Source organism: Brevundimonas sp. FV2ps16 (assembly GCF_058681075.1).
Map to the genome: position 1 here is coordinate 2,486,016 of NZ_CM178728.1, position 26,082 is coordinate 2,512,097.

The following is a 26,082-nucleotide window of genomic DNA, read 5'->3' on the forward strand; positions in this document are numbered from 1 at the left end:
CTTTGGTGCGCAGTCTTGCTGTCTGTCGCCATGAGCGCGCCCTATGCAGCCAGCGCCCAGACGCTGCAGGTCTCCCCGGCGACTGAGGTTCAGGCGGGTAGTCGATCCCTTCCTCTGCATGTCGGCGGCAGGGTGCAGCAGCGAGGCGGAGCCTACTTCAGCCAATGGCCCGGCGCCTATTTCGAAGCCGCCTTCAGCGGCCGAGAGGTGTTTTTCCGCACGGGAGAAGGCGATGCTCATCTACGCGTGACGGTGGATGGCCAGGCGGTGTCCGTCCTGAGGCCGGTCCTGGGCCTGCATCGAATCGACGGCTTGGCTGACGGCGACCACCGTCTGCGCATCGAAATCGTCAGCGAGAACCAGGCGGCGCCGGTCCATTTCGAAGGCGTCTTCGGCGTGCCGGCCCGCGCCATGGTCGTCGGCCCCCGTGCTCGACAGATCGAATTCATCGGCGACTCCCACACCGTGGGTTACGCCAACACCACATCGGTGCGCGACTGCTCTGCCGAGACCGTGTGGGAGACCACGGACACCGGCGCCGGGATCGCCGGCTTACTAGCCAGGCGATATGACGCCGACTACCAGGTGAACGCTATTTCGGGACGAGGCGTGGTGCGCAACTATGGCGGCATGGCGCGGGACACCTTGCCGCAAGCCTACCCCTTCTCCCTGTTCGACAAGCAGGTCTGGTACGCCGACGCGACGTGGCGGCCGCAGGTTATCGTCGTGGCCCTGGGCACCAACGACTTCTCGACCGAATTGACGTCTGACGAGCGGTGGAAGAGCCGTGAGGTCCTGACGGAAGACTATGAGATCGCCTACGCCGCCTTCCTGCGTGGGCTCAGGCTGAGATCGCCCGGCGCGCGCATTGTGGCGTGGGGCGGGGAGGGCAGCGAAATGGCGGCGGCGTCCCAGCGAGTGGTGGCGCGTCTAAGGGCAGAGGGGGATGCACGCATCGCCTTTGCACCTGTTGCGGGAATGGGGCTGAACGCCTGTCACTGGCATCCTGACCTGGCCGACGATCGGGCCGTCGCAGCCGCTTTAGCCGCCATGCTGGACGTCGACGCCGACATATGGACCGATCGATGAGGCCGACGTACGCCTGCGAAGGCTGAGTGGTTCAAGACTGGTCAAATGCGGCGTAGCGCGCATGGAGGAACGGGTATGGGTTTCAAGGCGATAACAGTGGCCTGTGCAGCCTTGCTGGTCCTGGGCGCGACAGCGGCCTCGGCGCAGACGACGGGGCGACTGCAACTGGATAAGTCCGGCCCAGTCATTGCGCCGGAGGTCTACGGCCAGTTCATGGAACAGCTGGGGACCGGCATCGACGAAGGCGTATGGGTAGGGCCGGATTCCGCCATCCCCAATACGCACGGCTTCAGGAACGACGTGATCGCCGCGCTGAAGGCGCTGGATGTGCCGGTCGTTCGCTGGCCGGGCGGTTGCTACGCGGACATCTATCACTGGCGCAACGGCGTCGGCCCGCGGGCGCAGCGCCCCGTCACGCTGAACCGCTGGTGGGGCAACAAGGAAGAGAACAACGCCTTCGGCACGCATGAATTCTTCGAGTTCGCCGAGCTGATCGGGGCCAAGACCTATCTCAGCATCAATCTGGGCACGGGCACGCCGGGCGAAGCAGCCGACTGGATTGAATATATCACCTCGCCCAGCGGCTCTCGCCTGGCTCAGGAGCGGCGCGCCAACGGGCGGGAACAACCGTGGAAGATCGACTACTTGGGCGTCGGAAACGAGCCCTGGGGATGCGGCGGGCGGATGCGTCCTGCCTATTACGCCGACCTGTTCCGGCACTATGTCGGCTTCGTCAAACCCAATGACGCGATCGTGGTCGCCGCCGGACCGGATGCGACCAACTACGACTGGACGCGCACCCTGATGACGGTTGCGGGCAAGGACTTCGACGCCCTGTCCCTGCATTATTACACCCTGCCGACGGGGGACTGGACGACGAAGGGGCCGGCGCTGGGCTTTGACGAGGGGCAATGGCGCGCCACCTTCGAACAGACCTATCGCATGGCCGAGATGCTGCGCGAGCACGACGCCATCATGGACGAGACGGATCCAGCAGGCGCCAAGATCCTGGCCGTCGACGAATGGGGCGCCTGGTATGATCCCACGCCGGGATCGCCGGGCGGTTGGCTGCAACAGCAGAACAGTCTGCGGGACGCCCTGCTGGCGGCGGTCAACTTCAACATGTTCCATCGCCACGCCGACCGGGTGCGGCTGGCCAATGTGGCCCAGATGGTCAATGTGCTTCAGGCCATGATCCTGACGGACGGCGAGAAGATGGTGCTGACCCCCACCTATTACGCCTTCCAGATGTATCGCCCGTTCCAGGGCGCGACGGTGCTGCCGCTCAGCCTCGAGGCGCCGGCCTATGGGACGGTGAAGGTGGTGGACGGGACGGCGGCGCGGGGAACGGACGGCAAGGTTCACCTCGCTCTGGTCAACCTCGATCCTCGCAACGCCCAAGCGGTGTCGTTCGATCTGGAGGGCGCACAGCTGCGCGCGGTCACGGGCCAGGTCCTGACGGCGGGCCAGATGGATGCTCACAACGGATTTGATACGCCCCCGGTCGTCCAACCGGCGCCTTTCGGCAATGCGCGCCTGTCCGACCGTCGCCTGACGACCACGCTGCCGCCTAAGTCGCTGGTCGTACTGACGCTGGAATAGGCCCGGAATAGTCCCTTGCTGTGCTCGGTTCGTCACCAGAACCTGATCGGCTAACGATCAGGGTCTAAGTCGAAGTCGGTGCGATCAGGGTTAGCGCAAGCAGTTTGATCGCACCAGCGGCACCTAACGCTCAGATGTCCTGTACTTCGCGCCCAGGCGGCACGTTGACGCCCATCGATTTCAGATAGGCGCGGATATTGCGTGCGGCCTGACGAATACGCTGCTCGTTTTCGACCAGGGCGATGCGGACGAAACCCTCGCCGTTTTCGCCGTAACCGACCCCCGCAGCGACCGCGACCTTGGCGTGGGTCAATAGTTGTTTGGAGAACTCAAGACTGCCCAGATGGGCCAGGGCCGGGGGCAGGGGCGCCCAGGCGAACATCGAGGCGGCGGGCTTGGGGATGTCCCAGCCGGCGCGGGCGAAACTGTCCACCAGAACATCGCGGCGACGGTGATACAGGGCGCGGTTCTGGTCGACGATGTCCTGCGGCCCGTTCAGCGCTGCAACGGCGGCCGCCTGGATCGGCGTATAGGCGCCATAGTCGAGGTAGGATTTCACCCGCGCCATGGCGGCGATCAGTTTGGGATTGCCCACCGCAAAGCCGATCCGCCAGCCGGCCATGCTGTAGGTCTTGCTCAGCGAGGTGAATTCGATCGCCACGTCCTTGGCGCCCGGCACCTGAAGGATGGAGACGGTCGGCTTGCCGTCGTAATACAGTTCCGAATAGGCTAGGTCGCTGATGATCCACAGATCATTGGCCTTGGCGAAGGCGACGACCCGCTCATAGAAGGCCAGATCGACCGTCTCAGCCGTCGGATTGGACGGGTAGTTCATCACCAGGATCTTGGGACGCGGCACCGTATAGGCCATGGCCCGTTCGAGGCTTTCGAAATAGCGCTCGTCCGGGGTCGTTGGCACGCTGCGGATCGCGGCGCCGGCGATGATGAAGCCGAAGGTGTGGATCGGATAGGACGGATTGGGCGCTAGGACCACGTCGCCGGGCTCGGTGATGGCGGTCGCAAGGCTGGCCAGACCTTCCTTGGAGCCCATGGTGACGATCACCTCGGTCTCGGGATCCAGTTCGACGCCGAAGCGACGGCCGTAATAGTTGGCCTGGGCGCGGCGCAGGCCGGGGATACCCTTGGAGGCTGAATAGCCGTGGGCGTCGGGCTTGCGCGCCACCTCGCACAGCTTGTCGATCACGTGCGGCGGCGGCGGCAGGTCGGGGTTGCCCATGCCGAGATCAATGACGTCCTCGCCGGCCTGACGGGCGGCGGCTCGCATGGCGTTGGTCTCCGCGATGACATACGGAGGCAGGCGCTTCATGCGATAGAATTCTTCGGACATCTCGATTTTCGTCGGTTGAGGATTGCGGGGCGCCAGCGATGCCACCGATGTAGGCTCCGCGAAACAGAAAGATGAGGGCTGACGCCGATAAATGGCGAAAACTTGTGGCGCGTCCCCGGTCCAGCCCTTTCAAAGCAAGAAGCTTGCGAGCGGCGACACGCTCACCGCATGAAACTATGCGGCTCCTCGCCAAGCCGGTCGCGATCGCGAGGGCTGATCTGTGGCCCCCGCCGTCGCCGCACATAGTCGGACAGACCGCGCACCTCGGCCTCATCGACCCCGTCGCGCTCCATCAGACGACGCACGATGGGGTCGGCCAGCATCTCGTCCAGGGTCAGGTCGCAAGGCGCCATAATACAGCTCCAGCTCTTGGTTTCGGCCCCCGACCGAGGAGATGGTGAGGGGCGCCTGAGGCGCCAGTCTTGCGAGCGGATGTCGTAGAAATTTCACGGCGCATGCGCCCTTGCGGAAGGGCGTAATCCGCAGGCTGAGCGAATTGCCGATTGCGTCATGCGCGGCGGAGCGCCACCTTCGCCGCCAAGACAGATCAGACGAGGACGCCGATGGCCCGCAAACCCAACTATAGTTTCGAACGTCAGGAACGAGACCGTGCGGCCGCAGCCAAGGCGGCGGAAAAGGCGGCCGCCAAGGCCGAGCGCAAGGCGGCCGAGGCGACCGAAAAGGCGCCGTCCGACGAGGACTGAGGCTGAACGGCAAAATCTATTCGTGTTTTCGTTGTTTGAGCGGCTGCAAAGTCCTATTCTTGCACAATGACACGCTGGACCCCCGAAAGCTGGAGAACCAAGACCGCCCTGCACATGCCGGCGGACTATCCGGATCCCAACGCCCTCGCACTGGTCGAGGACGAGCTGCGCGCTCTGCCGCCGCTCGTCTTCGCCGGCGAGGCGCGTCGCCTGACGTCGAAACTGGCTCAGGTCGAACGCGGCGAGGCCTTCCTGCTCCAGGGCGGGGACTGCGCCGAGAGCTTCAAGGAGTTCTCGACCGACAATATCCGCGACACCTTCCGCCTGATCCTGCAGATGGCGGTCGTCCTGACTTTCGCCGGACGCAAGCCGGTCGTAAAGGTGGGGCGGATCGCCGGCCAGTTCGCCAAGCCGCGCTCGTCGCCGCTGGAGGAGATCGACGGCGTCGAACTGCCCAGCTATCGCGGCGACATCATCAACGGCATGGGGTTCACGCCGGAAGAGCGCGCGCCCGATCCTCAGCGTCTGATCCGCGCCTATAACCAGTCGGCCTCGACCCTGAACCTGCTGCGGGCCTTCGCCGGCGGCGGCTATGCCGACCTGTACAACATCCACCGCTGGACCCTGGGCTTTGCGGGCGACAACGCCGCCGGCGCCCAGTACCGCGAACTGGCCGACAAGATCACCGAGGCCCTGGCCTTCATGGAGGCCGTCGGCGTCACGCCCGAGACCCATCCGGACCTGAGCCGGGTCGAGGTCTTCACCAGCCACGAGGCCCTGCTGCTGAACGTCGAGAGCGCCTTGACGCGCCTGGACGGCGGTTCGGGCGAATGGTTCGACACCTCGGCCCATATGCTGTGGATCGGCGAACGCACGCGCCAGCTGGACGGCGCCCACGTCGAGTTCATGAAGGGGATCAAGAACCCCATCGGCGTGAAATGCGGACCGACGATGACGGCCGACGACCTTCTGCCGCTGATCGACGCCCTGAACCCGGACAATGTCTCGGGCCGCCTGACCCTGATCGGCCGCTTCGGGCACGACAAGGTCGGCGAGCGCCTGCCCAAGCTGATGCGTGAAGTGAAGGCCTCGGGCCGCAAGGTGATCTGGTCGATCGACCCGATGCACGGCAATACGCTGAAGGCCGGCAACGGCTACAAGACCCGGCCGTTCGACCGGATCCTGGGCGAGGTGCGGACCTTCATCGACGTGGCCGAATCCGAGGGCGTCCACCCCGGCGGCGTTCACCTGGAGATGACCGGCCAGAACGTCACCGAGTGCATCGGAGGGGCCCAGGCCGTGACCGAGGACGACCTGTCCAACCGCTATCACACCCACTGCGACCCACGCTTGAACGCCGACCAGGCGCTGGAACTGGCCTTCCTGGTGGCGGAACGGTTGAAGTCGGGCCGGATCAGCCGGTCGGAAGCCGCCTGATCGACGGGAACAACGGGGCGACGAGGCCGATGGTCGCGTTCGCCTCGGCCCGGTCCGGCGTCTCGTCGTCGATGCCGACGCCGTTCATGTCGTTGCGCGTGGCCTGAACCACGATACCGTCCGGTCGCGAAAGCACGGTCACGCCCCGGAAATGCAGACCGTAGTTCGCCTCGGCCTGGGGCGCGAGCCAGGCGATCTGACCGCGCACCGGGATCAGGTCCTTGTCTTCGAACAAGGCCTTTGCGCCATAGCCGGTGCAGTTGACGACGATCTTTTCGGACAAGGTCGTCAGATCCGCCGGCGTGTTGAAGGTGCGGGTCTCGATCCGCCCGCCCTGGCTCAGAAACTCGGTCTCCAACCTGTGCGCCAGTTCGGCGACGTTGAACTGCATGGCGCTGACCATTCGGGTCTCCCCGACCGGGAACGGCGAGGCCGAGGCGGGGAGGGGGATGGATCGCGGCGCCAGCCCATCCAGCCTGTATTCGGCGAATCGGATCGGCTTTATGCCCGGCGCGGTGCGGATCGGCGGCGGTTCGGCCGTACGGGGCATGGCCGCGCCGCCGGACAGCATGTAGCGGTCGCTGAAGACGACCGGGTCGCCCTCTGTTCCCAGATAGGTCTGGTGGGTCGCGTAGGTCTCTCGCGCCATCTGCTCCCACAGCGCCGGGAATTCGGTCGAGACGCGGTCGGCGTCGGCGATGCGGCTGTACGGCGTCCAACTGCCCGTGGCGCGCATCGACCGGGTGAAGGCGGCGCGTTCACGGGCATAGATGGTCACCCGCGCGCCCATCCGCTGAAGCTGGAGCGCCGAGGTCAGACCCAGGGCGCCGCTGCCGATCACGGCGATGGCAGGCTGACCGCCAGCCGGATCGGCCGCCAAACCGGCCAGGGCCATGGCCTTGCGCGCCGCGATAGCGCTGGAGCCCCAGGACAGCGACCAGCCGCTGCCGCCGTGACCATAGTTGTGCACCACCTTGGTCTCGCCGACCGACTCCACGTCCAGGCGGGGGCCGGTGGGGCGGAAGGGTCGGGTGCAGACGGTGATGCGGATGATCCGCTCGGGCGCCATCAGGATCGGCGCGATCCGCCGTGGTGCGAATCCTGTCGCGGGCAAGACGGCCGGTGTCGAGGCGCAGCCTGCGATGGTTCCCGCCAGACCCGTCAACACGGCGCGACGGCTGGAGCGAGAGACGACGGACATGAGCGGCTCCGGGAGATACGAACTGCGACGCTAGCCGGACCTCGCGCCGCCCGAAAGCGCTTCCCGATCACATTCGACTTGTGGCTATGAAAGCGGCGCCGCAGATACGGCCCGAAACGGTCACGGCTCGGACAAGTATGCTCCGTCTGATCCGCGACCAACTAAAGGAAAGGCTTTCGGGCGAGAACCCGGAAGTGACGAACATGGACAAGCCTGCGCACCAAGACGACAAGCCCGGCCGGGTCGCCTATCAGGGCGCGCCGGGCGCCTTCAGCCACGAGGCCTGCGCGGTTCTGCGGCCCTGGGACACCGCCGTGCCGTTCGAGACCTTTGCGGCGGCGCTTGACGCCCTGAAGACCGGCGATTGCGACTGCGCCCTGATCCCGGTCGAAAACTCCTCCATCGGGGTGGTGGAACCGGCGGCGACCCTGGTGCGCGAGTCCGGGCTGACTGTCGTCGCCGAGGCCTGGCGGCCGATCCGTCACGCCCTGATGGGGCTGGACGGGGCGCGGATCGCCGATCTGAAACGGGTTCTCAGCCACCCCATCGCCCTGGCCCAGTGCGAGCAGACGCTGAAGGGCCTGAGGCTGAACGTGGTCGAGCATTTCGACACCGCCGGCGCCGCCCGCGACGTCGCTGAGGCGGGTGATCCGACCCAGGCCGCCATAGCGCCGATGGGGGCTGCGGAAGTCTACGGCCTGTCGATCCTGCGCAACGATCTTCAGGATTCCAGCTACAACCGGACGCGTTTCGTCCTGTTGTCGGCCTGAGGGGGCTTGACGACGCACGGTCTTTGCGTGCTTTAAGGCCCCACGGATCGCAATCGATCCGCATAACCGGACCCGGACCCATGTCCCGCCAGCGCGTTCTTTCTGTTTCCTTCGACCGTTCGCGCACGGTTTCCGGCCTCTATTTCGGCTACGGCTTTTACGGCTTTCGATACGCCGGCTGAGGCGTCGGGCGCTCTTCGTCCCTGACTGTCTCGCCGGCGACCGCTCTGGACCAGAGCGGCTGTCCGCCCCTGCACATCTAAATCCCCCCTTTGCCGAAAGCCTAATCCCATGCCCAATTCCAACGTCCAGAAAGTGTGGCCTGACGTGGTCGAACTGACCCCCGAACAACAGGCCCTGGCCGCTCTGCGCGCCGAGATCGACGCCATCGACGATCAGATCCTGGCCCTGTTCGAACAGCGCCTCGCCGTCGCCGCCACTGTCGGCCGCGCCAAGGACGCTCCCACCGGCCCCCACACCAAGCTGCGCCCCGACCGCGAACAGACGGTCCTGTCGCGGATGCTGTCCAAGGCCCAGCACGAGAACGCCGAAGCCGTCGAGCACCTCTGGCGCGAGATCGTCGGCTGGGGTCTGGCGCGCCAGGGCCGGCTGCAGGTCCAGGTCTGGGCGCCGATCGAGCCGACCCGCGCCTATGACGGCGCCCGGCTGCGCTTCGGCGCCGCCGCCGATATCAAGATGGTGCGCGACCCGCAAAAGGCCCTGGCCTTCGCCGCCGAGGGGCACGGGGTCGCCGTCCTGGCCATCAACACCGAGGACGCCTGGTGGATGGGCCTGCGTCGCGAATGGTCGATGCTGAGCGTATTCGACGGTTACGGCGGCGAGACGCCGACGTCCCTGGCCGTGGGCAAGATCGATCCGCCGGCCCTGCCGAAGGGCCGACGCGTGGTCGTCACCGCCGGCGGCGACGCGGGCGACGGCGGCGGGGCGCGGCGCTGGGGTCTGAACACCCACCACGGCTGGACCATCGCCCTGACCGAGGCGGAACTGACCCCCGGCGAGGCGGAAGGCTGCGTCGGCGCGATCGGCTGACCGCGCCGACTAGAGCGCTCAGGAGGCGTGCGCCTTCTGGGCCTTGGTCAGCTCGATCATTCCCTGGGCGGCGCCCATCTCCGGCACAATCTCTTTCGAACGGTCGGAGATGGCGTCGAATTGGGCCGCCACCTGTTCCGGCGCATCCTCTCCCATGATGTGGACGCCCTCGGTCAGGGTCACATAGGCGCGTTCAAACCCGCCGGCGCCGGCCGCCAGAATACAGCGGCTGGGCGCGTCCCGGCTGAGCAGATACAGCAGGCCCGGCGTCACCAGTTCCGGCGCCAGAGCCTCCAGCGGCAAGGCGGCGCCCAGGTCTTCCGTCATGCGGGTGTGGGCGGTCGGGGCCAGGCAGTTGACGCGGATGTCGTTCTTGCCCCCCTCGATCGCCAAGGTCTGCATCAGACCGACCAACGCCATCTTGGCCGCGCCATAGTTCGACTGGCCGAAGTTGCCGTACAGGCCCGAGGACGAGGTGGTCATGACGATCCGGCCGTAGTTCTGGCCGCGCATGATCTCCCACACCGCCTTGGTGCAGTTGACCGCGCCCATCAGGTGGACATCGACGACGAAGCGGAAATCCTCCAGCTCCATCTTCGCGAAACTCTTGTCCCGCAGCACCCCGGCGTTGTTCACCAGCAGGTCGACCCGGCCCCATCTGGCCATGGCCGCCTCGACCATGGCCTGAACGGCGGCGAAGTCGGTCACCGAGGCCGCATTGGCCATGGCCTCGCCGCCCGCCGCCTCGATCTCGGCCACGACGGCCTCGGCGGCAGTGGCGGAGCCGCCCGAGCCGTCGCGGGCGCCGCCCAGGTCATTGACCACCACCTTGGCCCCGCGCGCCGCCAGGGCTAGGGCGTGTTCCCGCCCCAGACCGCCGCCGGCGCCCGTTACAATGGCCACCAGACCGTCAAACCGGATCGTCATCTCGTCGTCTCCACCCTAGGACTGAGGCGTTCGACTCCAGAGCCGGCCCCTTTGATCCGGTTTTGACGACGCCGGGCGCGGCGCACAAGTCCAGCCTGATCAGCCTGCGCGGTTCTTCACCAGATCCTCGACCACGGACGGATCGGCCAGGGTCGAGGTGTCGCCGAGGGCCCCGATCTCGTTCTCGGCGATCTTGCGCAGGATGCGCCGCATGATCTTGCCCGACCGCGTCTTGGGCAGGCCGGGGGCCCACTGGATGACGTCGGGCGCGGCGATGGGACCGATCTCACGACGGACATGGGCGCCCAGGGCCTTGCGCAGGTCCTCGGTCGCCTCGACCCCCTTGTTCAGGGTGACATAGGCGTAGATGCCTTGGCCCTTGATGTCGTGGGGATAGCCGACCACGGCCGCCTCGGCGACGTCGTCGTGCAGCACCAGGGCGCTCTCGATCTCGGCCGTGCCCATCCGATGCCCCGAGACATTGATCACGTCGTCAACCCGGCCGGTGATCCAGTAATAGCCGTCCGCGTCCCGGCGGCATCCGTCGCCGGTGAAATAGCGGCCCGGATAGGTCGAGAAATAGGTCTCGAAGAACCGCTGATCGTCGCCATAGACGGTGCGCATCTGGCCCGGCCAGCTGTCGGTGATGCACAGATTGCCGGATACGGCGCCGGTCAGCTCCTGGCCCTCCGCATCGACGATCTGCAACTCCACGCCGGGCAGGGGCAGGGTGGCCGAGCCGGGCTTCAGGTCGGTGGCGCCGGGCAGGGGGGTGATCAGATGTCCACCCGTCTCGGTCTGCCACCAGGTGTCCACGATGGGGCAGCGGCTGTCGCCCACTACCTCGTGGTACCAGCGCCAGGCCTCCGGATTGATCGGTTCGCCGACCGTGCCGAGAACCCGCAGGGACTTGCGCGACGTGGCCTTCACCGGCGCGTCGCCTTCGCGCATCAGGGCGCGCAGGGCCGTGGGGGCGGTGTAGAAGACCTCGACCTTGTGCTTGTCCACCACCTGCCAGAACCGGCTGGCGTCGGGATAGTTGGGCACGCCTTCGAACATCAGGGTGGTCGCCGCATTGGCAAGCGGCCCATAGACCAGATACGAATGGCCCGTGACCCAGCCCACGTCGGCCGTGCACCAGAAGACCTCGCCGGGGCGATAGTCGAACGTCAGTTCATGCGTCCAGGCGGCCCAGAACAGATAGCCGCCGGTCGTGTGAAGAACGCCTTTCGGCTTTCCTGTGGAACCTGAGGTATAGAGGATAAACAACGGATCTTCCGCGTTCATCGGCTCGGGCGGACAGTCGGTGGAGGCCTTGGCCGCCTCGGTCGCGTAGTCCACGTCCCGGCCTTCGACCATCGGCACGTCGGCCCCGGTGCGGCGGATCATCAGAACGGTGTCGACCTTCACCTTTTCCAGAGCCGCGTCGACATTGGCCTTCAACGGCACGACCTTGCCGCCGCGTACGCCCTCGTCGGCGGTGATGACCAGGGTCGAGCCACAGTCCTCGATCCGGCCGCACAGACTGTCGGGCGAGAAGCCGCCAAAGACGACGGAATGGACCGCCCCGATGCGCGCGCAGGCCAGCATGGCGTAGGCCGCCTCGGGGATCATCGGCATATAGATGGTGATCCGGTCGCCCTTCTTGGCGCCGTGGGATTTCAGCACATTGGCCATGCGACAGACTTCGTCGTGCAGACGGCCATAGGTGATGTGCTGGCTGTCGGCCGGGTCGTCGCCTTCCCAGATGATGGCCGTCTCATCCTGGCGATGGGGCAGGTGCCGGTCAATACAGTTGGCGGCGACGTTCAGGACGCCGTCCTCGAACCAGCGGATGCGGAAATCTTCCTTCCTGAAGGAGACGTCCTTGACCTTGGTCGGGGCCTTGATCCAGTCGAGGCGCTTGGCCTGTTCGGACCAGAAGGCTTCGGGCGTCTCGCGCGCCGCGATCCGGGCCGTCTCATAGGCTTGCCGGTCCATATGGGCCTGGGCGGCGAAGTCTGCGGGAACGGGATACAGGTCGGAATCGGGCACGCGAGACGTCTCCAGCATTGTTTAGAAACCGTATTTGGCGAACAGGATCAATCGGGTCATGTCCCCGTTCGCGCCGGACTCGATCTCCCGGTCGGCGAACATCAACTCGGCGCCAACATCAAACGCCTTGACCGGCGACCAGATCAGATTTGCATGGATGCTCTGGGCCGAACGGTTGACTGCGAGGCCGGTAATGGAGGTGTCATTATCGACATTCTGAGCCGACCAGACCAGGTTGGACCGCCAACCGGGGGCCCAGACGTGACGATAGGCGGCGAAACCGGCTAGAACGCCGATCGCCTCCAGATCTCCCGAGGAGTCGAGCACGGCGTCGTTCGAGAAATTCAACCCCACATACCGACCGATGCCTTCGCCACCCGTCACCATCAGGCGGATGTCGTCGTTCGCTCCTATCTTGATCTTAGTCGAGGCGGACAGGCCCCAGCCGGTGGCGGTGGAGTCGATGTCCGCCGCAGGGTTCTGGTACTTCAACTGGCGCAGCAGGCCCGCGAACTGAACATCACCCCACGGACGCGCGATGGCGTAGCGCGCGGTGAAGTCCGGCAGGCTGTTGTCGTCAGCGATGACGCGTGCGCCGCCGTTGAAGGGCGTGACCGTCGTCTCGGGGTTCTCAACCGAGATGGAGAGCGGGCCGCGCGTGTATCGAACCTGAACCTGACGCGCGAAGACCGTGCCCTCGGCCGCGCCGATGAAGTCGGCGGATTCGGGCAGGACGGCGGTGTTCTGGAAGTTGGTCCACTCCTGGCCGATCAGCCAGTTGTCGATGGTGACGAAGGCGCGACGCAGGGCCGGATTCGCTGGGCTGGTGGTGCGCTGGTCCGCCGTGCCGGGCAGGGTCTGGAAGTCCATCTCCAGCCGGGTGGCGACCTTGTGGCCGCCGATCAATCCGTCGGTCGTCAGCCAGAACCGGGTCTGGCGGGCATTGAAGTCAGTCGCCGTGTCCTCATCGGCGCCGCCAATGGGGATGGAGCCGGGGATGTGGAATTCGCGCAGGGCGTCGCCGTTGACCGGATCGCCCCCGGAATAGTTCGAGGCCGAGGCGTCGACCTTGATGAAACCGCCGAACTTGACCGTGTGGTCGCCGATGCGGAAACCGTCGCTGGGCGCGGCGGCCTGCTGAACCGGCGCCGGCGGGGCAGGGCGGGTCTCCAGCCGGATGATGTCCTGCTGCTGCGCCGCCTGCTGGGTGCGGGCGGCGACGACTTCGGACTTGAGGGCGTTCAACTCGGCTTCGAGTTGGGCGATCCGGGCTTCGAGCGCAGCCTGGGCGTCCTGAGCGAAGGCGGCGCCGGGCGCGAGAAGCATGGCTGCGGCCACACATCCCCCCAGCAGACTGGACTTGATCATGATGGTTCCTCCCGCGCCCGTCTGATGCGAGCGTCCTAGCGAACCTTTTCCTTTAGGGGCGTAGGCGGCCATTAGCCATTGGTCTAGTTTCGACGAAAGTCGAACCGCGCCATGCTGCCGCCGACGTGGCCGCAAAGCATGCTGCGTAAGGGAAGGACGCCTTATGGACCGTATCGTCGTCGCCGACGATCACCCGCTGTTTCGCGCCGCTCTGCGGTCTGCGGTAGACAAGGCAGCCCCCGGCGCCGCGATCGACGAATGCGCCAGCCTGGCCGAGGCCCGCCGGGCCTTGGCGGCGGGGGCTGTCGATCTGCTGCTGCTGGACCTGAAACTGTCGGACAGCGAAGGGATGGCCGGCCTCGCCGCCATCCGGGCCGAACATCCCGCCGTGCCGGTCGCCGTGGTTTCGGCCAGCGAGGACGCGTCGGTCGTTCGCCATGCGCTGGGTCTGGGCGCGGCGGGCTTCATCCCCAAGTCGGCCAGCCTGCCCCAGATGGTCGAGGCCATCACCGCCATTCTCGCCGGGGACGGCTGGGCCCCGGAGACGCCGGAGGGCGACACCGACGACGATCTGCCCGCCCGGGTCGCCAGTCTGACGCCGTCGCAACTGCGGATTCTGGAAGGCCTGAAGGCCGGGCGGCTGAACAAGCAGATCGCCTTCGACCTCGGCGTATCCGAGGCCACGATCAAGGCCCACCTGACCAGCGTCTTCCGCAAACTGGGCGTCCACAACCGCACCCAGGCGGTGATTCTGGCCAAACAGCTCGATCCGGCTTAGCTCGACAGGAAGGCCTTCAGCGCCGCCGGCTTGATCGGCTTGGGCAGCAGGACCGCCCCTGCCGCATTGGCCTTTTCGTTCAGACCATCGCGGGTGTCGGCGGTTACCAGCGCGATCCGGCGCACGCCGCGCGGCCTCAAGCCGTCGATGACCGCAAATCCGTCCGCCCCGTCGCCCAGGTGCAGGTCCACGACGGCGGCGTCGAACGGTCCCGCCGCCTCCAGGGCCGCCTCCACCCCGGACGCCAGCGTCGGCCGGGCGCCCCATCGCGTCAGCAGGGCGTCGAGGGCTTCCAGGATCACCGGTTCATTATCCACGCACAGCACCCGCAAACCCGCCAGGGGCAGTCGCACCTCATGGGTCGGGGGCGCCTCGACAACCGCATCCGCGACGCCGCGCGGCACGGTGATGCGGAAGATGGAGCCGCGTCCGACACGCGAGTTCAGCTCAAGCGGGTGATCCAGCAGGCTGGACAGACGCCGCACAATGGCCAGCCCAAGACCGGCGCCGGGTTCATCGACCGGTGCGCCAGGCAACCGTACGAACTCGCCGAAGACCGTCTCCTGGTCCGCGTCGGGAATGCCGCGCCCGGAGTCGCAAACCAGCAGCCGCACCGTCTCGCCCTGCCGACGCGCGCCCACCAGCACCCGGCCCGCATCCGTGTATCGGATGGCGTTGGCGATCAGGTTCTGCAGCATGGACCGCAGCAGGTCTCGGTCGGACCTGACCCACAGGCCGCTGGGTACGAGGGTCAGGTCCAGACCCTTGGCCTCGGCTACCGGGGCGTATTCGCGCCTCAACTCGTCGAATAGACCGTCCAGCGACAGACGCGTGACCGCCGCCTTGACCCCGCCGGCCTCCAGTTTCGACAGGTTCAGCAGGGCGGTCAGCAGGCGGTGCGCGCTGTCGATGGCGCGATCGGCGTTGACGGCCAGGGTGCGGCTGGCCGGCCCGGCGTCCGGACCGGACACCGCCGGTTCCTCCTTCAGAGCCGCGATGAACAGGCGGGCGGCGTGCAGCGGTTGCAGCAGATCGTGGCTCGCGGCCGCCAGGAAACGGGTTTTCGACGCCGTCGCATCCTCGGCCACGCGCCGAGCCTCCTCCAGCCGGGCGGTGCGATCGGCGACCCGCGCTTCCAGCCTCTCGTTGGCCTCTTCCAACTGGCTGGCCGCCCGTCGCAGGGCGGTGATGTCCGTATAGCTGGTGACATAGCCGCCGCCGGGAATAGGGGCGCCGGAAGACCGCAGCACCCGCCCGTCAGGCTGAAGCCGCTCATGATCATGCGGAATCCGTCGGCTGAGCGCCTCAAGCCGTCGTTCGACCCAGGCTTCGATATCGTCAGGACTTTCGCCGCGTTCGGCGTTCAGTCGATAGATGCTGGCGATGGGCAGACCGACGTGGACGAAGCCGACAGGCAGATCGAACATAGAGACATATCGGCGATTCCAAGCAGTTACTCGCAAATCCTCATCGACCACAATCACGCCCTGATCAATATTGTCGAGGGTCGTCTGCAGCAGGTCGCGGCTGAACTGGACCGCCTGGGACGCCTCGTCCAGCATCCGCACCACATCCTCGGGCGCGCGGCCGCCGCCCGCCAGGGCCGCCGCGATGACCCGCCGCGCCGAAGCCGCCCCGATGGCGCCGGCGAGCATCCGTTCCGCCGCCCGCGCCAGCCCGGCGTCGGCCGGATCGGCGTCACGCAGTCGAATATCGGTTTCTGCGCTCCAGGCGGCGAAGGCCCGCTCGGCCCGCTCGTCGCCGATGAACCGGGCGACGAGCGCGCGCAGATCGCCGACCGAGGCGCCGGACGGCGACGGCTTGGCGTCCAGCCAGTCCGGACCCAGCCGATCGACAAAGGCCCGCGCCTGCACCCGGTCGATCAGCCTGGGCTGAGCGAAACGCGACACCCCGACATAGGCCGCCAGATTCAGCCCCAGGCTGACGAATACGCCCAGAGCCAGCGGATCCTTGACCCCCAACATCACATGCGGATGCCAGGGCGCGCCGGGCGCCAGCTGGGGCAGGGCCAGCATGACGATCCAGACCGCGATCCCGACCATCATTCCCGCCAGGGCTCCGTGGGCATGGCCGCCGCGCCACAGCACCGCCCCGAACAGGGCCGGCGCCAGTTGCGCCATGGCCGCAAACGACACCAGGCCCATGGCCGCCAGCCCGCGCGACTGATCGGTCGCCTGGTAATAGAGCCAGGCCAGCAGCAGCACGGCGACGATGGCCCCGCGCCGCACCTGCAGGATCACGCCGGACATGTCCGAGGCGTCGCCGCGCAGCCGCCAGCGGTCCCGCGCCAGGAAGGGCAGGATCAGACTGTTGGACACCATGGCCGACAGGGCCACGGCCTCGACGATGACCATGGCCGTCGCGGCGGAAAATCCGCCGACGAAGACGACGGCGGTTAGCAGGGCTTCGCCCCGCCCGAACGGCAGGGCCAGGACCAACAGATCGGGATTGGTCGACGGCGCGAACAGGGCGCCCGCCGCCACCAGCGGCAGGACCGCCAGACTGGTCAGCACCAGATAAGCCGGGAAGATCCAGCGCGCGCGCCGCACATGGCCGGGATCCGCGCCCTCGACGAAGGCGACATGGAACTGACGCGGCAGGCAGAAGATGGCCAGGGTCGCGATCAGGGCGATGGCCAGGAACCTGGGCGTCAGCTCAGGCGGGGCGGCGAGAGCGCCCAGGCCTTCCAGACTCCGCTCCGGAGATCCGTCCTGAGCCAGAAGAACAAGCGCAAAGACCGCCACCAGCAGCAGGGCGCCCAGCTTGACCAGGGATTCCAGGCCGATCGCCTGGATGAGACCCCGGTTGTGCTCGGTCAGGTCGGGCCGTCGCGCCCCGAACAGGATGGCGAAACCCGCCAGCACCCCGGCCAGAACCAGGACGGTCAAGCTCTCCGACCCCGCCACCGGGGTCCCCGCCGTTAGCAAAGCCCCGGCCATCGACAGGGATTTCAGTTGAAGCGCGATATAGGGAAGGGACCCTAGGATGGCGACCAGGGTGACGGCGGCGCCGAGCGTCTGGCTCTTGCCGTAGCGCGAGGCGACGAAATCCGCCATGGAGCCGACGTTCTCGCGCCGTGCGGCGGCGGCGATCCGACGCCACAGGGGAAACAGGACCGTCAGCCCCAACACAGGGCCGATATAGATGGGCAGATACTCCCACCCGTCCCGCGCCGCCGTGCCGACCGCGCCATAATAGGTCCAGGAGGTGCAATAGATGGCCAGTGACAGGGCATAGACCGACGGCCCCAGCCCGCGCCCGCGCGCCCGCGCCGCCGGCCGTTCCTGATGCCAGGCCACGGCGAACAGGACCGCCATATAGGCGACCACCAGGCCGAGGATCATCAGGCTGAACATGGCGACATCTGAACCGGGGAGGGGGGCTTTAACAAGCGAAAGGCGGGCCGTCTCGCGACGACCCGCCCCTCATTCGCGCCCGAAAGCAGGATCAGGCGTTCAGATCGACATCCTTGCCTTCCTTGACCAGCAGGAAGCCCAGCACGACCGTCGCGAGCGCTACGATGATCGGATACCAGAGGCCGGAGTAGATATTCCCCGTCGCCGCCACGATGGCGAAGGCCGTGGTCGGCAGGAAGCCGCCGAACCAGCCGTTGCCGATATGATAGGGCAGGGACATGGAGGTGTAGCGGATATTGGTCGGGAACATCTCGACCAGGGCCGCCGCGATCGGTCCGTAGACCATGGTCACATAGAAGCCGAGGATGAACAGGATCAGCACCACCATCGGCTTGTTGACCAGATCGCTGTCCGCCTTGGCCGGATAGCCGGCGGCGGTCAGGGCGGCGCTCATATCCTTGTCCCAGGTCTTCTTCTGGGCCGCGAAGTCCGCCGGGGTCATGGCGTCGCCGCGGAAGCTCTGGACGACCGCCTGATCACCGATCCGCACCTCGGCCACCGTGCCTGCGGGCGCCTCGATATTGGTATAGGTGACGCCGGCCTTGGCCAGGTGAGACTTGGCCACGTCGCAGGACTGGTTGAACACGGTCTTGCCGATGGGGTCGAACTGGACGTTGCAGTCCGCCGGATCGGCGTACACCACGACCGGCGCCGAGGCGGCGGCGGCCGCCAGGCGGGGATTGGCGGCCTGGGTCAGGGCGTTGAACAGCGGGAAATAGGTGAGGGCGGCGATCAGGCACCCGGCCAGGATGACCGGCTTGCGTCCCACCTTGTCCGACAGCCAGCCCCAGAAGATGAAGAAGGGCGAGGCCGCGACCAGGGCGATGGTCAGCATCACATAGACCAGGGTCGCATCCACCTTCATCACCCGTTCCAGGAAGAACAGGGCGTAGAACTGACCCGTGTACCAAATCACGGCCTGGCCGGCGGTCAGGCCGAGCAGGGCGATCAGCACCAGCTTCAGATTGGGCCATTTGCCGAAGGAATCCTTCAGCGGGGTCTTGGAGCCCTTGCCCTCGGCCTTCATCCGCTTGAACGACGGGCTCTCGGACAGTTTCAGACGGATCCACAGCGACACCGCCAGCAGCAGGATCGAGACCAGGAACGGAATCCGCCAGCCCCATTCCGCAAAGGCTTCTTCACCCACAGCGACGCGAACGCCCAGGATGACCACCAGGCTGAGCACCAGGCCGGCGGTCGCCGTGATCTGGATGAAGGAGGTGTAGAAGCCGCGTTTGCCGTGCGGCGCATGCTCGGCGACATAGGTGGCGGCGCCGCCGTATTCGCCGCCCAGGGCCAGGCCCTGGATCAGGCGCATCAGCACCAGAATGATCGGCGCTGCGATGCCGATGGCCGCATAGGGGGGCAACAGACCGACCACGAAGGTCGAAAGCCCCATCAGCAGCATGGTCACCAGGAAGGTGTTCTTGCGACCCCAAAGATCGCCCAGCCGCCCGAAAACGATGGCCCCGAACGGCCGAACGGCAAACCCGGCGGCGAAGGCCATAAGGGCGAAGATGTAGCCGGTCGTCTCGTTGACGCCCGAGAAGAACTGAACCGTGATGATCGCGGCTAGCGACCCGTATAGATAGAAATCATACCACTCGATAACGGTGCCGACCGACGACGCCAGGATCACCAGCTTGTCGTTCTTACCCACCACATACTCATCGACCGGCGCACCCGTGGCGCTGTCCGTCATTGCGTAGCCTCCCAGCTATCAGGTCTTTTCGACCGCTTTCACACCGCAGAATGGCGCTTGTTGACGGGAGACAGTGGCGCAGCGGGCGAACAAGCGTCAGGGCGACTTTGGTCGAAGACGCTGACTCGCCTAATATATATTATGCGAAGGAGACACATGTTCCAGGCGGATAATGTTGTCGGCGTTCCAAGTTCCTGAGACTCTGGGCCTGAGCGGCAGTTTGGTTCCGGGTTCGTTGGACTTAGGCGCTAGGTGGATGCGCCATTTGCGAGCCTCAGTTGCCGTCCTGAAAGCCGACATTTGATCGCATTGCGCAATCATTGCATTCACGCCCTCGACAGCTTGTCCCTTGGATTGCATTGAGGCGCATGCCTGAAGTCCAAGCGACGAGCCGCACCGCCGACGCCCAGCAGATCATCAACGCGGCGATTACCCATGCTGCCTCGAACGGGCTTCATAGTCTGACGATGCGCGACCTGGCTCAGGCGGTCGGCAAGAGCACGACGGTCATCGTCAATCTTTTCGGGGCGAAGTCGGGCCTTATGCAGGCGGTCGCGGAAGAGGCGATGCGCAGAGACGGCGCCTTTCATGCTGAGTTCTTCGCAGCCGTTCGCGGCCTGCCCCTGGACCGGGACACCCTCCTGCCCCTCGCCCAGCATTATCTGCGCCTACGCGCTGGTGAAGCGGCCGGGTTTGCGCGCATTTGGGAGGCCCTGGTTCTGGACGCGGATCCCGCTCCGGCTAGACGCGCCCTGATGATCCGGTGGGAGGCGCTGCGGCGAGACGCATGGCTGACTCATCTCGCCCAAGCCCCCCGGGTCGCCGAATTCGCTCCGGCCCTGATCTCCTGGCTGACGGTGGAACAGTTCTATGCCGGCGCGCTGATGGGGCGCGCCGACTACGAGGTCATCGCGGCCGAAGGGTTGTCCAGCCTTCTGGATCACGCCTTTGGTCATCCCGACCGTCCCGCAACGGCGACCTTCTGGTACCGTGAAAAACTGGTCCTGCCCCAGGCGCCGGCCGACGGCCTGGAGCCCGGATCCATGCGCCACAAGCTTCTGGACATCGCCGCTGATCAAATAATGACGAAGGGTCTGACAGCCGTCACCAACCGCTCGGTCAGCGTCGTGGCGGGAACATCGACCTCCACCATCGCCTACCACTGGCCGGACATGCGACGGTTCGTGCTGGACGCGGTCTGGCACAGCGTGTTCCGCGACATGCCCCGTTACCTGGCCGGTCGTAGGCCCGAGGGCGATCCCGCCGCAGCCGATCTGGACAGTTGGGGTCGGATCATGGCGCCGACCGTCTCCATCGAACCGGACGCCGAGGGCTTCTACGTGCGGTATGTTCGACTGATCGCCAGCGTTTGCATGGAGGCGCGGCGCGACCCGTCGCTCCAGGATCTGGCCATGCTGCTGCGCGGCCCCGAGGGTGGCGGTACATTTTACAACAGCGCGGGCGTCTGGCCCGCCGATTTCGATCTGAACCGGTTGGCGGCGACGCGGTTCGCCCTCTGGATCAAGGGCGCCGCGCTGATGGCGTGCGCGACCGGCGTACCGCTGACCACAACCGACCTTGAGGCGGCTGCGCTCCAACTGGTTGCGCGTCGCACCTGATAGAACGTGCGTTATCCGCGCTGAGACACCAGCGTTCTTGGCACTGACAGAAACACTTCAGGCAAGCTTCACAAAAGCATCGTACGGCCGGACTATTGCCGAACCGTTGTCGAACAGTTGTTTTTCCGGCGCACCGAAGGCGGCCTCGCCCTTCCTCCCCGCTGCGTGAGACGCCTCGACCAACGGCCGGACAAGCGGCTGTTCGACGACATCCCGCAACGCATCGACACGCGAGGGAGGGGGTGTCCCCGCGCGTCGCCCGATGGATGGTCAAAATGCAACGTCTTCTTCTCGGCGCCTCGAGCGTCGTCCTCGCCCTGGCGGCCCTGCCCGCTTCAGCCCAAACCCATACCGAAAGCCATGCGGCGACGGTTCAGGACATCGTCGTCACCGCTCAGCGCCGCGAACAGTCCAGCCAGGACGTCGGCGTCGCCCTGTCCGTGATCGGCGGCCAGGATCTGGACGAGAAGGGCGTCAACGTCATCAACGACATCGAGAACGTCGTGCCCAATCTGGAGGTCGACAGCCAGTTCGGCAGCGGCCAGCCCGCCTTCCGCATCCGCGGGATCGGCACGCGCGAATACTCCAGCAACAACGCCTCCACCGTCGGCGTCTATGTCGATGAGGTCGCGCACCCCTACACAGTCACGACCCAGGGCGCGATGTTCGACATCGCCCGGCTTGAAGTGCTGCGCGGGCCCCAGGGCACCCTGTACGGCCGCAACACCACCGGCGGCGCAGTGAACATCATCACCAACGCCCCGACCATGGACCAGCGCGCCGGCTTCACGGCCGAATACGGCTCCTACGACCGCTACAAGGTCGAGGGCTATGTCTCCGGTCAGATCGCTGCCGGCCTGTTGGGCCGCCTCGCCGCCGTGACCGAACAGGGCGGCGCCTGGCAGTACCACCGTACGACCGGCGAGAAGCTGGGCGATCGCGACAAGACCGCGGTGCGCGGCCGCCTGACCTGGGACGCGACGCAAGACGTCACGGTCGATCTGGCCGCCACCTACGCCGTCGACAAGTCGGACGGCCTGGGCTTCCGCCTGCGCGCCCCCTACCCCGTCTTCGACGGCAGCGTGACCTATCCGGCGGACACCGCCCGCCGCATCACCGGCTGGCAGATTTCCGAGGCCCTAGCCGGCGTGTCCGGTCGCAGCCTGGACGCAAAGCCTGGCCGCGACAACGACGGCCTGGATCTGAGCGCCCGCGTCCGCGCAGACCTGGGCTGGGCCACGCTGAACACGATCACCGCCTACCAGACCTTCAGCCGTTCGGAATACAACGACTGGGACGGCACGCCGGCGGCGGAATCGGACGTCTATTTCTACAATGATCTGACGGCCTTCTCGCAGGAGGCGCGTCTGTCCAATGAGGCCGGCCGTCTGAACTGGATGGTCGGGGCCCACTATGCCGACGAGAGCATAGACGGCGGCTTTTACACCGAGTTCCGCGGCGCCAACCGCAACCTGATCAACACCCCCTACGACCAGTCGGTCGAGGCCATCGGCGTCTTCACCCACAACAGCTTCGCCCTGACCGATCGCCTGAGCCTGATCGCGGGCCTGCGTTACGAGAACGAAGACCGCAGCCTGACCACGACCGGCACGCGCCGCCTGAACGTCGCGGTAGGACCGGAAAAGTCCTATGAGACCTCGCTGTCGGAATGGACCGGACGTTTCGGCCTGGAATACGACCTCGCCGAAAACGCCCTGCTCTACGCCAGCGTGGCGCGCGGCGTGAAATCGGGCGGCTTCACCACCTACAACGGCCAGTCTCAGACCCCGTTCAAGCCGGAAGTCGTCATCGCCTATGAGACCGGGATCAAGTCGGATCTGTTCGAAAATACCTTGCGCGTCAACGGCGCGGTCTTCTTCTACGACTACGAAAACCAGCAGATCCAGGGCACCGAATACAGCCGCGAAACCGGCCAGCTGGGCAAGATCACCAATGTGCCCAAGTCCGAAATCTACGGCGGCGAGATCGAACTGACCTGGACCCCGTTCGCCGGCCTGACGATCAGCCAGAACTACGGCTACAAGGAAGGCGAATACAGCGAGTATTTCGCCATCGACGCCGCAGCGACCAACGCCGCCAACCCGGTCGACGGTCCCTGGGACATCATCATCTCGAACGACCGCTCGGGCGAGCCGCTGCAGTTCCCGAAGTTCAACTACGGCGGCTCCATCGCCTATGACTGGTCGATGGCCGGTTTCGCCCTAAGGGCCGAGACCAACTACAACCAGCGTGACGGCATCTATAACGCCTCTTCGGCCTCGGTCCTGCCGGGCTACTGGCTGTGGAACGCCAATCTGAGCGCGGGTCCGGAGAACGCCAACTGGCGTGTGGGCCTTTGGGCGCGCAATCTCTTCAACACCGAATACGAAGAGACCCGCAACAACTTCAACGGCGGCGCCCGCCCCACCAGTTCGCCGAACGAAGGCCGCACGGTCGGCGCGCGCCTGACGATGGACTTCTAAGCGGCGTCGCCTACAGGCGGGCCGGCTCGTCCGGCCCGCCGATCTCTTCCGCTGTTGTTTCGCCTGCCAGGACGTCGCCGATGATACTGCTCAAGCCCTCCTTGCCGATGAGCCGGCGCGCCCTGATCGGCGGCCTGGTCGCCGCACCGGCGGTCCTGCGCTTCGGCCAAGCGCACGCCGGCGGCGCCTATCTGTTTCCTCTGGGCGTCGCCAGCGGCGACCCCTGGCCCGACGGCTTCGTCCTGTGGACCCGCCTCGCCGCCGATCCAATCGCGCCCGACGGCCTGGGCGGTCTCTCGGGACCGATGGACGTCCTGTGGGAGGTTTCGGCCGACGAGCGTTTCACCCGTATCGCTGCGGCGGGTCGCGTCACAGCCGAGGGTTCCACCGCCCACGCCGTCCATGTGGAGGTTCAGGGTCTGACGCCCGGCCGTCCCTACTGGTACCGCTTCTCCGCCGCCGGTCAGCAGAGCCCGGTGGGTCTGGCGCGCACCGCCCCGGCCGCCAACGCCGACGTTGATCGCCTCAAGCTGGCCGTGGCTTCCTGTTCGAACTGGGAGGTCGGCTATTTCAGCGCCTATGGCCACATGGCCGACGAGGCGCCGGACCTGACCCTGTTCCTCGGCGACTATATCTACGAGTACAGCCGCACCGGCGAACGGGCGGCGGGCAATGTGCGGAACTATGGGTTCGAGGAGGCCACGACGCTGGCCGGCTATCGCAACCGCTACGCCCTTCACCGCACCGACGCGGATCTTCAGCGCCTGCACGCCGCTGCGCCCTGTCTGGTCACCTGGGACGACCACGAGGTGCTGAACAACTATTCCGGCGTCTGGCCCGACAGGGGCGGCAAGCCCGGAGACTTCCTGAGGCGCCGCGCCGCCGGCTATCAGGCCTTTTACGAAGCCATGCCGATCCGCCGCACCCGTGTGGACGCCCGGCTGCAGATGCCGATCCACAAACGTGTCCGCTATGGCAATCTGGCCGAGTTCTTCATGCTGGACGGGCGCCAGTACCGGTCCCGCGGCGCCTGTATCGACGAAGGCGGCGCCAAGGGCCAGATTGTCGCCGACAGCCAGTGCTCCGACCGTCTGGACCCGTCGCGCACCTTCCTGGGCTTTGAACAGGAGCGCTGGCTCTATGACGGTCTGGCGGAGTCCGACGCCCGGTGGAACATCCTGGGCCAGGATCTGGTCATGGCCGGTCTGAGGTTCGAGAACCGAGGCGACGAAGTCCGCTACTGGACCGACACCTGGGACGGTTTCCCCGCCGCGCGCGACCGGATGACCCAGGCGCTGCACAGCCTGAAGCCGCGCAATCCCGTGGTGCTGGCCGGGGACTATCATTCGTTCTGGACCAATGACGTCTTGCTGGACAGCAGGGACGAGTCATCCCCCGTGGTGGCCACGGAGTTCGTGGGCACCTCGATCACCTCGGGCGGCCCGCCCTATGAGGGGCTGATGTCAGCCATGCCGGCCAACCCGCACATCAAATTCTTCGACAGTCGCGTGCGCGGCTATATCTCAATGGACGTCACCCCCGGCCTGATGACCACCCGCTACCAGGCCATCAGCGACGTGCGCGATCCCAAGGCCGCCCTGTCCACCCTGAACACCTGGGTCGTCGAAGACGGCCGCCCCGGCGCTCAGCGCGCCTGATTTCCAAAGAGTTCTAGAGTTCCTCCATGAGCATCCTGCCCTTCGGTCGCCGCCTGGCGGCGACCGCCCTCGCGTTCGCCCTGTTCGGCTGTGCGTCCGCCCCCGCCGCCCCCTCGAGCTTCTGGACCGGTTTTCGCGACCATCCGCACGGCTATCTGGACACGGCGACAGCGCCCAACGCCGCCGCCTTCCTGCCGCCGCCGCCCGAGGCTGGATCCCTGCGTGACCAGGACGATATCGCGACCTATCGCGCCACCCGCGCCCTGAAGGACACCCCCCGCTGGGCTCAGGCCCGCGCCGACAACGAGATCGAGACTCCCGGCGCTCCGCGCGTCTTCGACGACGCCCTGGGCATCGAATTCGTCCCGGAGCGGATGCCGACCCTGACCCGCCTGCTGGGCCGGATGCTGGGCGACCTGGAGACGATCCAGACCCCGGCCAAGCGTGGCTTCACCCGCCCGCGCCCCTTCGTGACGGAACCGGCCGAGACCTGTTTCACGCCGCCGGCCTGGCTGACGGCAAGCGGCTCCTATCCGTCGGGCCATGCGGCCCTGGGCTGGGCCTGGGCCCTGGTGCTGGCCGAGATGGCGCCCGACCGCGCCGACGCCGTCCTGGCGCGCGGCCTGGCCTATGGCGAAAGCCGGATGATCTGCGGCGTCCACTACACCAGCGACGTCGAGGCGGGCCGGATCGTCGGCGCGGCCTTGGTCGCGGCGTTGAAAGCGGACCCAGCCTTCCAGGCCGACTTCGCCGTGGCGGCCCGCGAACTGGCTCAGGCCCGGCGGGCGGGCCAGTAGCCGGCGGCGACCGCCCCGACTGCGCCTTCGCGCGGCCTTATGTTGAAGACCGTGCGGACGGATCCGGACATATCCGCC

Annotated in this window: 19 protein-coding genes; 11 read left to right on the forward strand and 8 right to left on the reverse strand. The window is 66.5% G+C overall.

Going from position 1 to position 26,082, the window contains the following annotated elements; all coding sequences use genetic code 11:
- Positions 1-30: 30 nt before the first annotated feature.
- Both ACW170_RS12030 and ACW170_RS12035 read left to right on the forward strand, forming a co-directional pair.
- The gene (locus tag ACW170_RS12030) at positions 31-1,089 is read left to right on the forward strand and encodes a GDSL-type esterase/lipase family protein (RefSeq protein ID WP_492086898.1); all 1,059 of its coding nucleotides are present in this window, start codon (positions 31-33) and stop codon (positions 1,087-1,089) included.
- Between the two features lie 75 nt (positions 1,090-1,164).
- Positions 1,165-2,691: an alpha-N-arabinofuranosidase gene (locus ACW170_RS12035; RefSeq protein WP_492086899.1), complete on the forward strand. Its 1,527-nt coding sequence runs from the start codon at positions 1,165-1,167 to the stop codon at positions 2,689-2,691.
- A 130-nt stretch (positions 2,692-2,821) separates the two neighbouring features.
- Here the strand turns inward: ACW170_RS12035 and ACW170_RS12040 are convergent, their stop codons facing one another.
- Complete coding sequence (locus ACW170_RS12040; protein WP_492086900.1) at positions 2,822-4,039, reverse strand: LL-diaminopimelate aminotransferase; 1,218 nt, start codon at positions 4,037-4,039, stop codon at positions 2,822-2,824.
- A 161-nt stretch (positions 4,040-4,200) separates the two neighbouring features.
- Entirely contained in the window at positions 4,201-4,392 is a 192-nt protein-coding gene (locus tag ACW170_RS12045) for a hypothetical protein (RefSeq protein ID WP_492086901.1), read from the reverse strand.
- 210 nt (positions 4,393-4,602) lie between these two features.
- Here ACW170_RS12045 and ACW170_RS12050 point away from each other — a divergent pair, with 210 nt between their 5' ends.
- Positions 4,603-4,743 (forward strand): hypothetical protein, encoded by a 141-nt coding sequence (locus tag ACW170_RS12050; RefSeq protein ID WP_304934846.1) that lies wholly within the window; start codon positions 4,603-4,605, stop codon positions 4,741-4,743.
- 66 nt (positions 4,744-4,809) lie between these two features.
- The gene (locus ACW170_RS12055) at positions 4,810-6,180 is read left to right on the forward strand and encodes a class II 3-deoxy-7-phosphoheptulonate synthase (RefSeq protein ID WP_492043689.1); all 1,371 of its coding nucleotides are present in this window, start codon (positions 4,810-4,812) and stop codon (positions 6,178-6,180) included.
- Here the strand turns inward: ACW170_RS12055 and ACW170_RS12060 are convergent.
- Positions 6,158-7,381, reverse strand: a complete 1,224-nt coding sequence (locus tag ACW170_RS12060) for an FAD-dependent oxidoreductase (RefSeq protein ID WP_492086902.1) — start codon at positions 7,379-7,381, stop codon at positions 6,158-6,160. The genes ACW170_RS12055 and ACW170_RS12060 overlap by 23 nt on opposite strands.
- Before the next feature lie 137 nt (positions 7,382-7,518).
- Here ACW170_RS12060 and ACW170_RS12065 point away from each other — a divergent pair, with 137 nt between their 5' ends.
- Together ACW170_RS12065 and ACW170_RS12070 are read left to right on the forward strand one after the other, a co-directional pair.
- Positions 7,519-8,151, forward strand: coding sequence for a prephenate dehydratase domain-containing protein (locus ACW170_RS12065; protein ID WP_492086903.1), 633 nt, complete (start codon positions 7,519-7,521; stop codon positions 8,149-8,151).
- A gap of 291 nt (positions 8,152-8,442) precedes the next feature.
- Entirely contained in the window at positions 8,443-9,201 is a 759-nt protein-coding gene (locus ACW170_RS12070) for a chorismate mutase (protein ID WP_492086904.1), read from the forward strand.
- Positions 9,202-9,219: 18 nt separating this feature from the next.
- On the opposite strand, the gene ACW170_RS12075 is transcribed toward ACW170_RS12070, so the two are convergent.
- The 3 genes from ACW170_RS12075 to ACW170_RS12085 form a co-directional block, all read right to left on the reverse strand.
- Positions 9,220-10,128 (reverse strand): SDR family NAD(P)-dependent oxidoreductase, encoded by a 909-nt coding sequence (locus ACW170_RS12075; protein WP_492086905.1) that lies wholly within the window; start codon positions 10,126-10,128, stop codon positions 9,220-9,222.
- 99 nt (positions 10,129-10,227) lie between these two features.
- Complete coding sequence (gene acs / locus ACW170_RS12080) at positions 10,228-12,180, reverse strand: acetate--CoA ligase (protein ID WP_492086906.1); 1,953 nt, start codon at positions 12,178-12,180, stop codon at positions 10,228-10,230.
- A gap of 3 nt (positions 12,181-12,183) precedes the next feature.
- Positions 12,184-13,530: a DcaP family trimeric outer membrane transporter gene (locus ACW170_RS12085; protein WP_492086907.1), complete on the reverse strand. Its 1,347-nt coding sequence runs from the start codon at positions 13,528-13,530 to the stop codon at positions 12,184-12,186.
- A gap of 163 nt (positions 13,531-13,693) precedes the next feature.
- On the opposite strand from ACW170_RS12085, the gene ACW170_RS12090 reads away from it, so the two are divergent.
- Positions 13,694-14,308, forward strand: a complete 615-nt coding sequence (locus ACW170_RS12090; protein ID WP_492086908.1) for a response regulator — start codon at positions 13,694-13,696, stop codon at positions 14,306-14,308.
- Here the strand turns inward: ACW170_RS12090 and ACW170_RS12095 are convergent.
- Positions 14,305-17,685 (reverse strand): hybrid sensor histidine kinase/response regulator, encoded by a 3,381-nt coding sequence (locus ACW170_RS12095; protein ID WP_492086909.1) that lies wholly within the window; start codon positions 17,683-17,685, stop codon positions 14,305-14,307. The two genes, ACW170_RS12090 and ACW170_RS12095, sit on opposite strands and share 4 nt — an antisense overlap.
- Positions 17,686-17,776: 91 nt before the next feature.
- Entirely contained in the window at positions 17,777-19,447 is a 1,671-nt protein-coding gene (locus tag ACW170_RS12100; protein ID WP_492086910.1) for an MFS transporter, read from the reverse strand.
- 368 nt (positions 19,448-19,815) lie between these two features.
- On the opposite strand from ACW170_RS12100, the gene ACW170_RS12105 reads away from it, so the two are divergent.
- The 4 genes from ACW170_RS12105 to ACW170_RS12120 all read left to right on the forward strand — a co-directional run bounded on the left by ACW170_RS12105 (position 19,816) and on the right by ACW170_RS12120 (position 26,004).
- Positions 19,816-21,066, forward strand: a complete 1,251-nt coding sequence (locus ACW170_RS12105; protein WP_492086911.1) for a TetR/AcrR family transcriptional regulator — start codon at positions 19,816-19,818, stop codon at positions 21,064-21,066.
- 275 nt (positions 21,067-21,341) lie between these two features.
- Positions 21,342-23,549, forward strand: coding sequence for a TonB-dependent receptor (locus ACW170_RS12110; protein ID WP_492086912.1), 2,208 nt, complete (start codon positions 21,342-21,344; stop codon positions 23,547-23,549).
- Between the two features lie 80 nt (positions 23,550-23,629).
- The gene (locus ACW170_RS12115; RefSeq protein WP_492086913.1) at positions 23,630-25,207 is read left to right on the forward strand and encodes an alkaline phosphatase D family protein; all 1,578 of its coding nucleotides are present in this window, start codon (positions 23,630-23,632) and stop codon (positions 25,205-25,207) included.
- Between the two features lie 26 nt (positions 25,208-25,233).
- Complete coding sequence (locus tag ACW170_RS12120; RefSeq protein WP_492086914.1) at positions 25,234-26,004, forward strand: acid phosphatase; 771 nt, start codon at positions 25,234-25,236, stop codon at positions 26,002-26,004.
- Positions 26,005-26,082 lie beyond the last annotated feature (78 nt).

Excerpts from the sequence above, each read along its gene's own strand:
- ACW170_RS12030 (WP_492086898.1), top strand. The coding sequence starts at position 31 with ATGAGCGCGCCCTATGCAGCCAGCGCCCAGACGCTGCAGGTCTCCCCG.
- ACW170_RS12035 (WP_492086899.1), top strand. The coding sequence starts at position 1,165 with ATGGGTTTCAAGGCGATAACAGTGGCCTGTGCAGCCTTGCTGGTCCTG.
- ACW170_RS12040 (WP_492086900.1), bottom strand. The coding sequence starts at position 4,039 with ATGTCCGAAGAATTCTATCGCATGAAGCGCCTGCCTCCGTATGTCATC.
- ACW170_RS12045 (WP_492086901.1), bottom strand. The coding sequence starts at position 4,392 with ATGGCGCCTTGCGACCTGACCCTGGACGAGATGCTGGCCGACCCCATC.
- ACW170_RS12050 (WP_304934846.1), top strand. The coding sequence starts at position 4,603 with ATGGCCCGCAAACCCAACTATAGTTTCGAACGTCAGGAACGAGACCGT.
- ACW170_RS12055 (WP_492043689.1), top strand. The coding sequence starts at position 4,810 with ATGACACGCTGGACCCCCGAAAGCTGGAGAACCAAGACCGCCCTGCAC.
- ACW170_RS12060 (WP_492086902.1), bottom strand. The coding sequence starts at position 7,381 with ATGTCCGTCGTCTCTCGCTCCAGCCGTCGCGCCGTGTTGACGGGTCTG.
- ACW170_RS12065 (WP_492086903.1), top strand. The coding sequence starts at position 7,519 with ATGCTCCGTCTGATCCGCGACCAACTAAAGGAAAGGCTTTCGGGCGAG.
- ACW170_RS12070 (WP_492086904.1), top strand. The coding sequence starts at position 8,443 with ATGCCCAATTCCAACGTCCAGAAAGTGTGGCCTGACGTGGTCGAACTG.
- ACW170_RS12075 (WP_492086905.1), bottom strand. The coding sequence starts at position 10,128 with ATGACGATCCGGTTTGACGGTCTGGTGGCCATTGTAACGGGCGCCGGC.
- acs (WP_492086906.1), bottom strand. The coding sequence starts at position 12,180 with ATGCTGGAGACGTCTCGCGTGCCCGATTCCGACCTGTATCCCGTTCCC.
- ACW170_RS12085 (WP_492086907.1), bottom strand. The coding sequence starts at position 13,530 with ATGATCAAGTCCAGTCTGCTGGGGGGATGTGTGGCCGCAGCCATGCTT.
- ACW170_RS12090 (WP_492086908.1), top strand. The coding sequence starts at position 13,694 with ATGGACCGTATCGTCGTCGCCGACGATCACCCGCTGTTTCGCGCCGCT.
- ACW170_RS12095 (WP_492086909.1), bottom strand. The coding sequence starts at position 17,685 with ATGTTCAGCCTGATGATCCTCGGCCTGGTGGTCGCCTATATGGCGGTC.
- ACW170_RS12100 (WP_492086910.1), bottom strand. The coding sequence starts at position 19,447 with ATGACGGACAGCGCCACGGGTGCGCCGGTCGATGAGTATGTGGTGGGT.
- ACW170_RS12105 (WP_492086911.1), top strand. The coding sequence starts at position 19,816 with ATGCCTGAAGTCCAAGCGACGAGCCGCACCGCCGACGCCCAGCAGATC.
- ACW170_RS12110 (WP_492086912.1), top strand. The coding sequence starts at position 21,342 with ATGCAACGTCTTCTTCTCGGCGCCTCGAGCGTCGTCCTCGCCCTGGCG.
- ACW170_RS12115 (WP_492086913.1), top strand. The coding sequence starts at position 23,630 with ATGATACTGCTCAAGCCCTCCTTGCCGATGAGCCGGCGCGCCCTGATC.
- ACW170_RS12120 (WP_492086914.1), top strand. The coding sequence starts at position 25,234 with ATGAGCATCCTGCCCTTCGGTCGCCGCCTGGCGGCGACCGCCCTCGCG.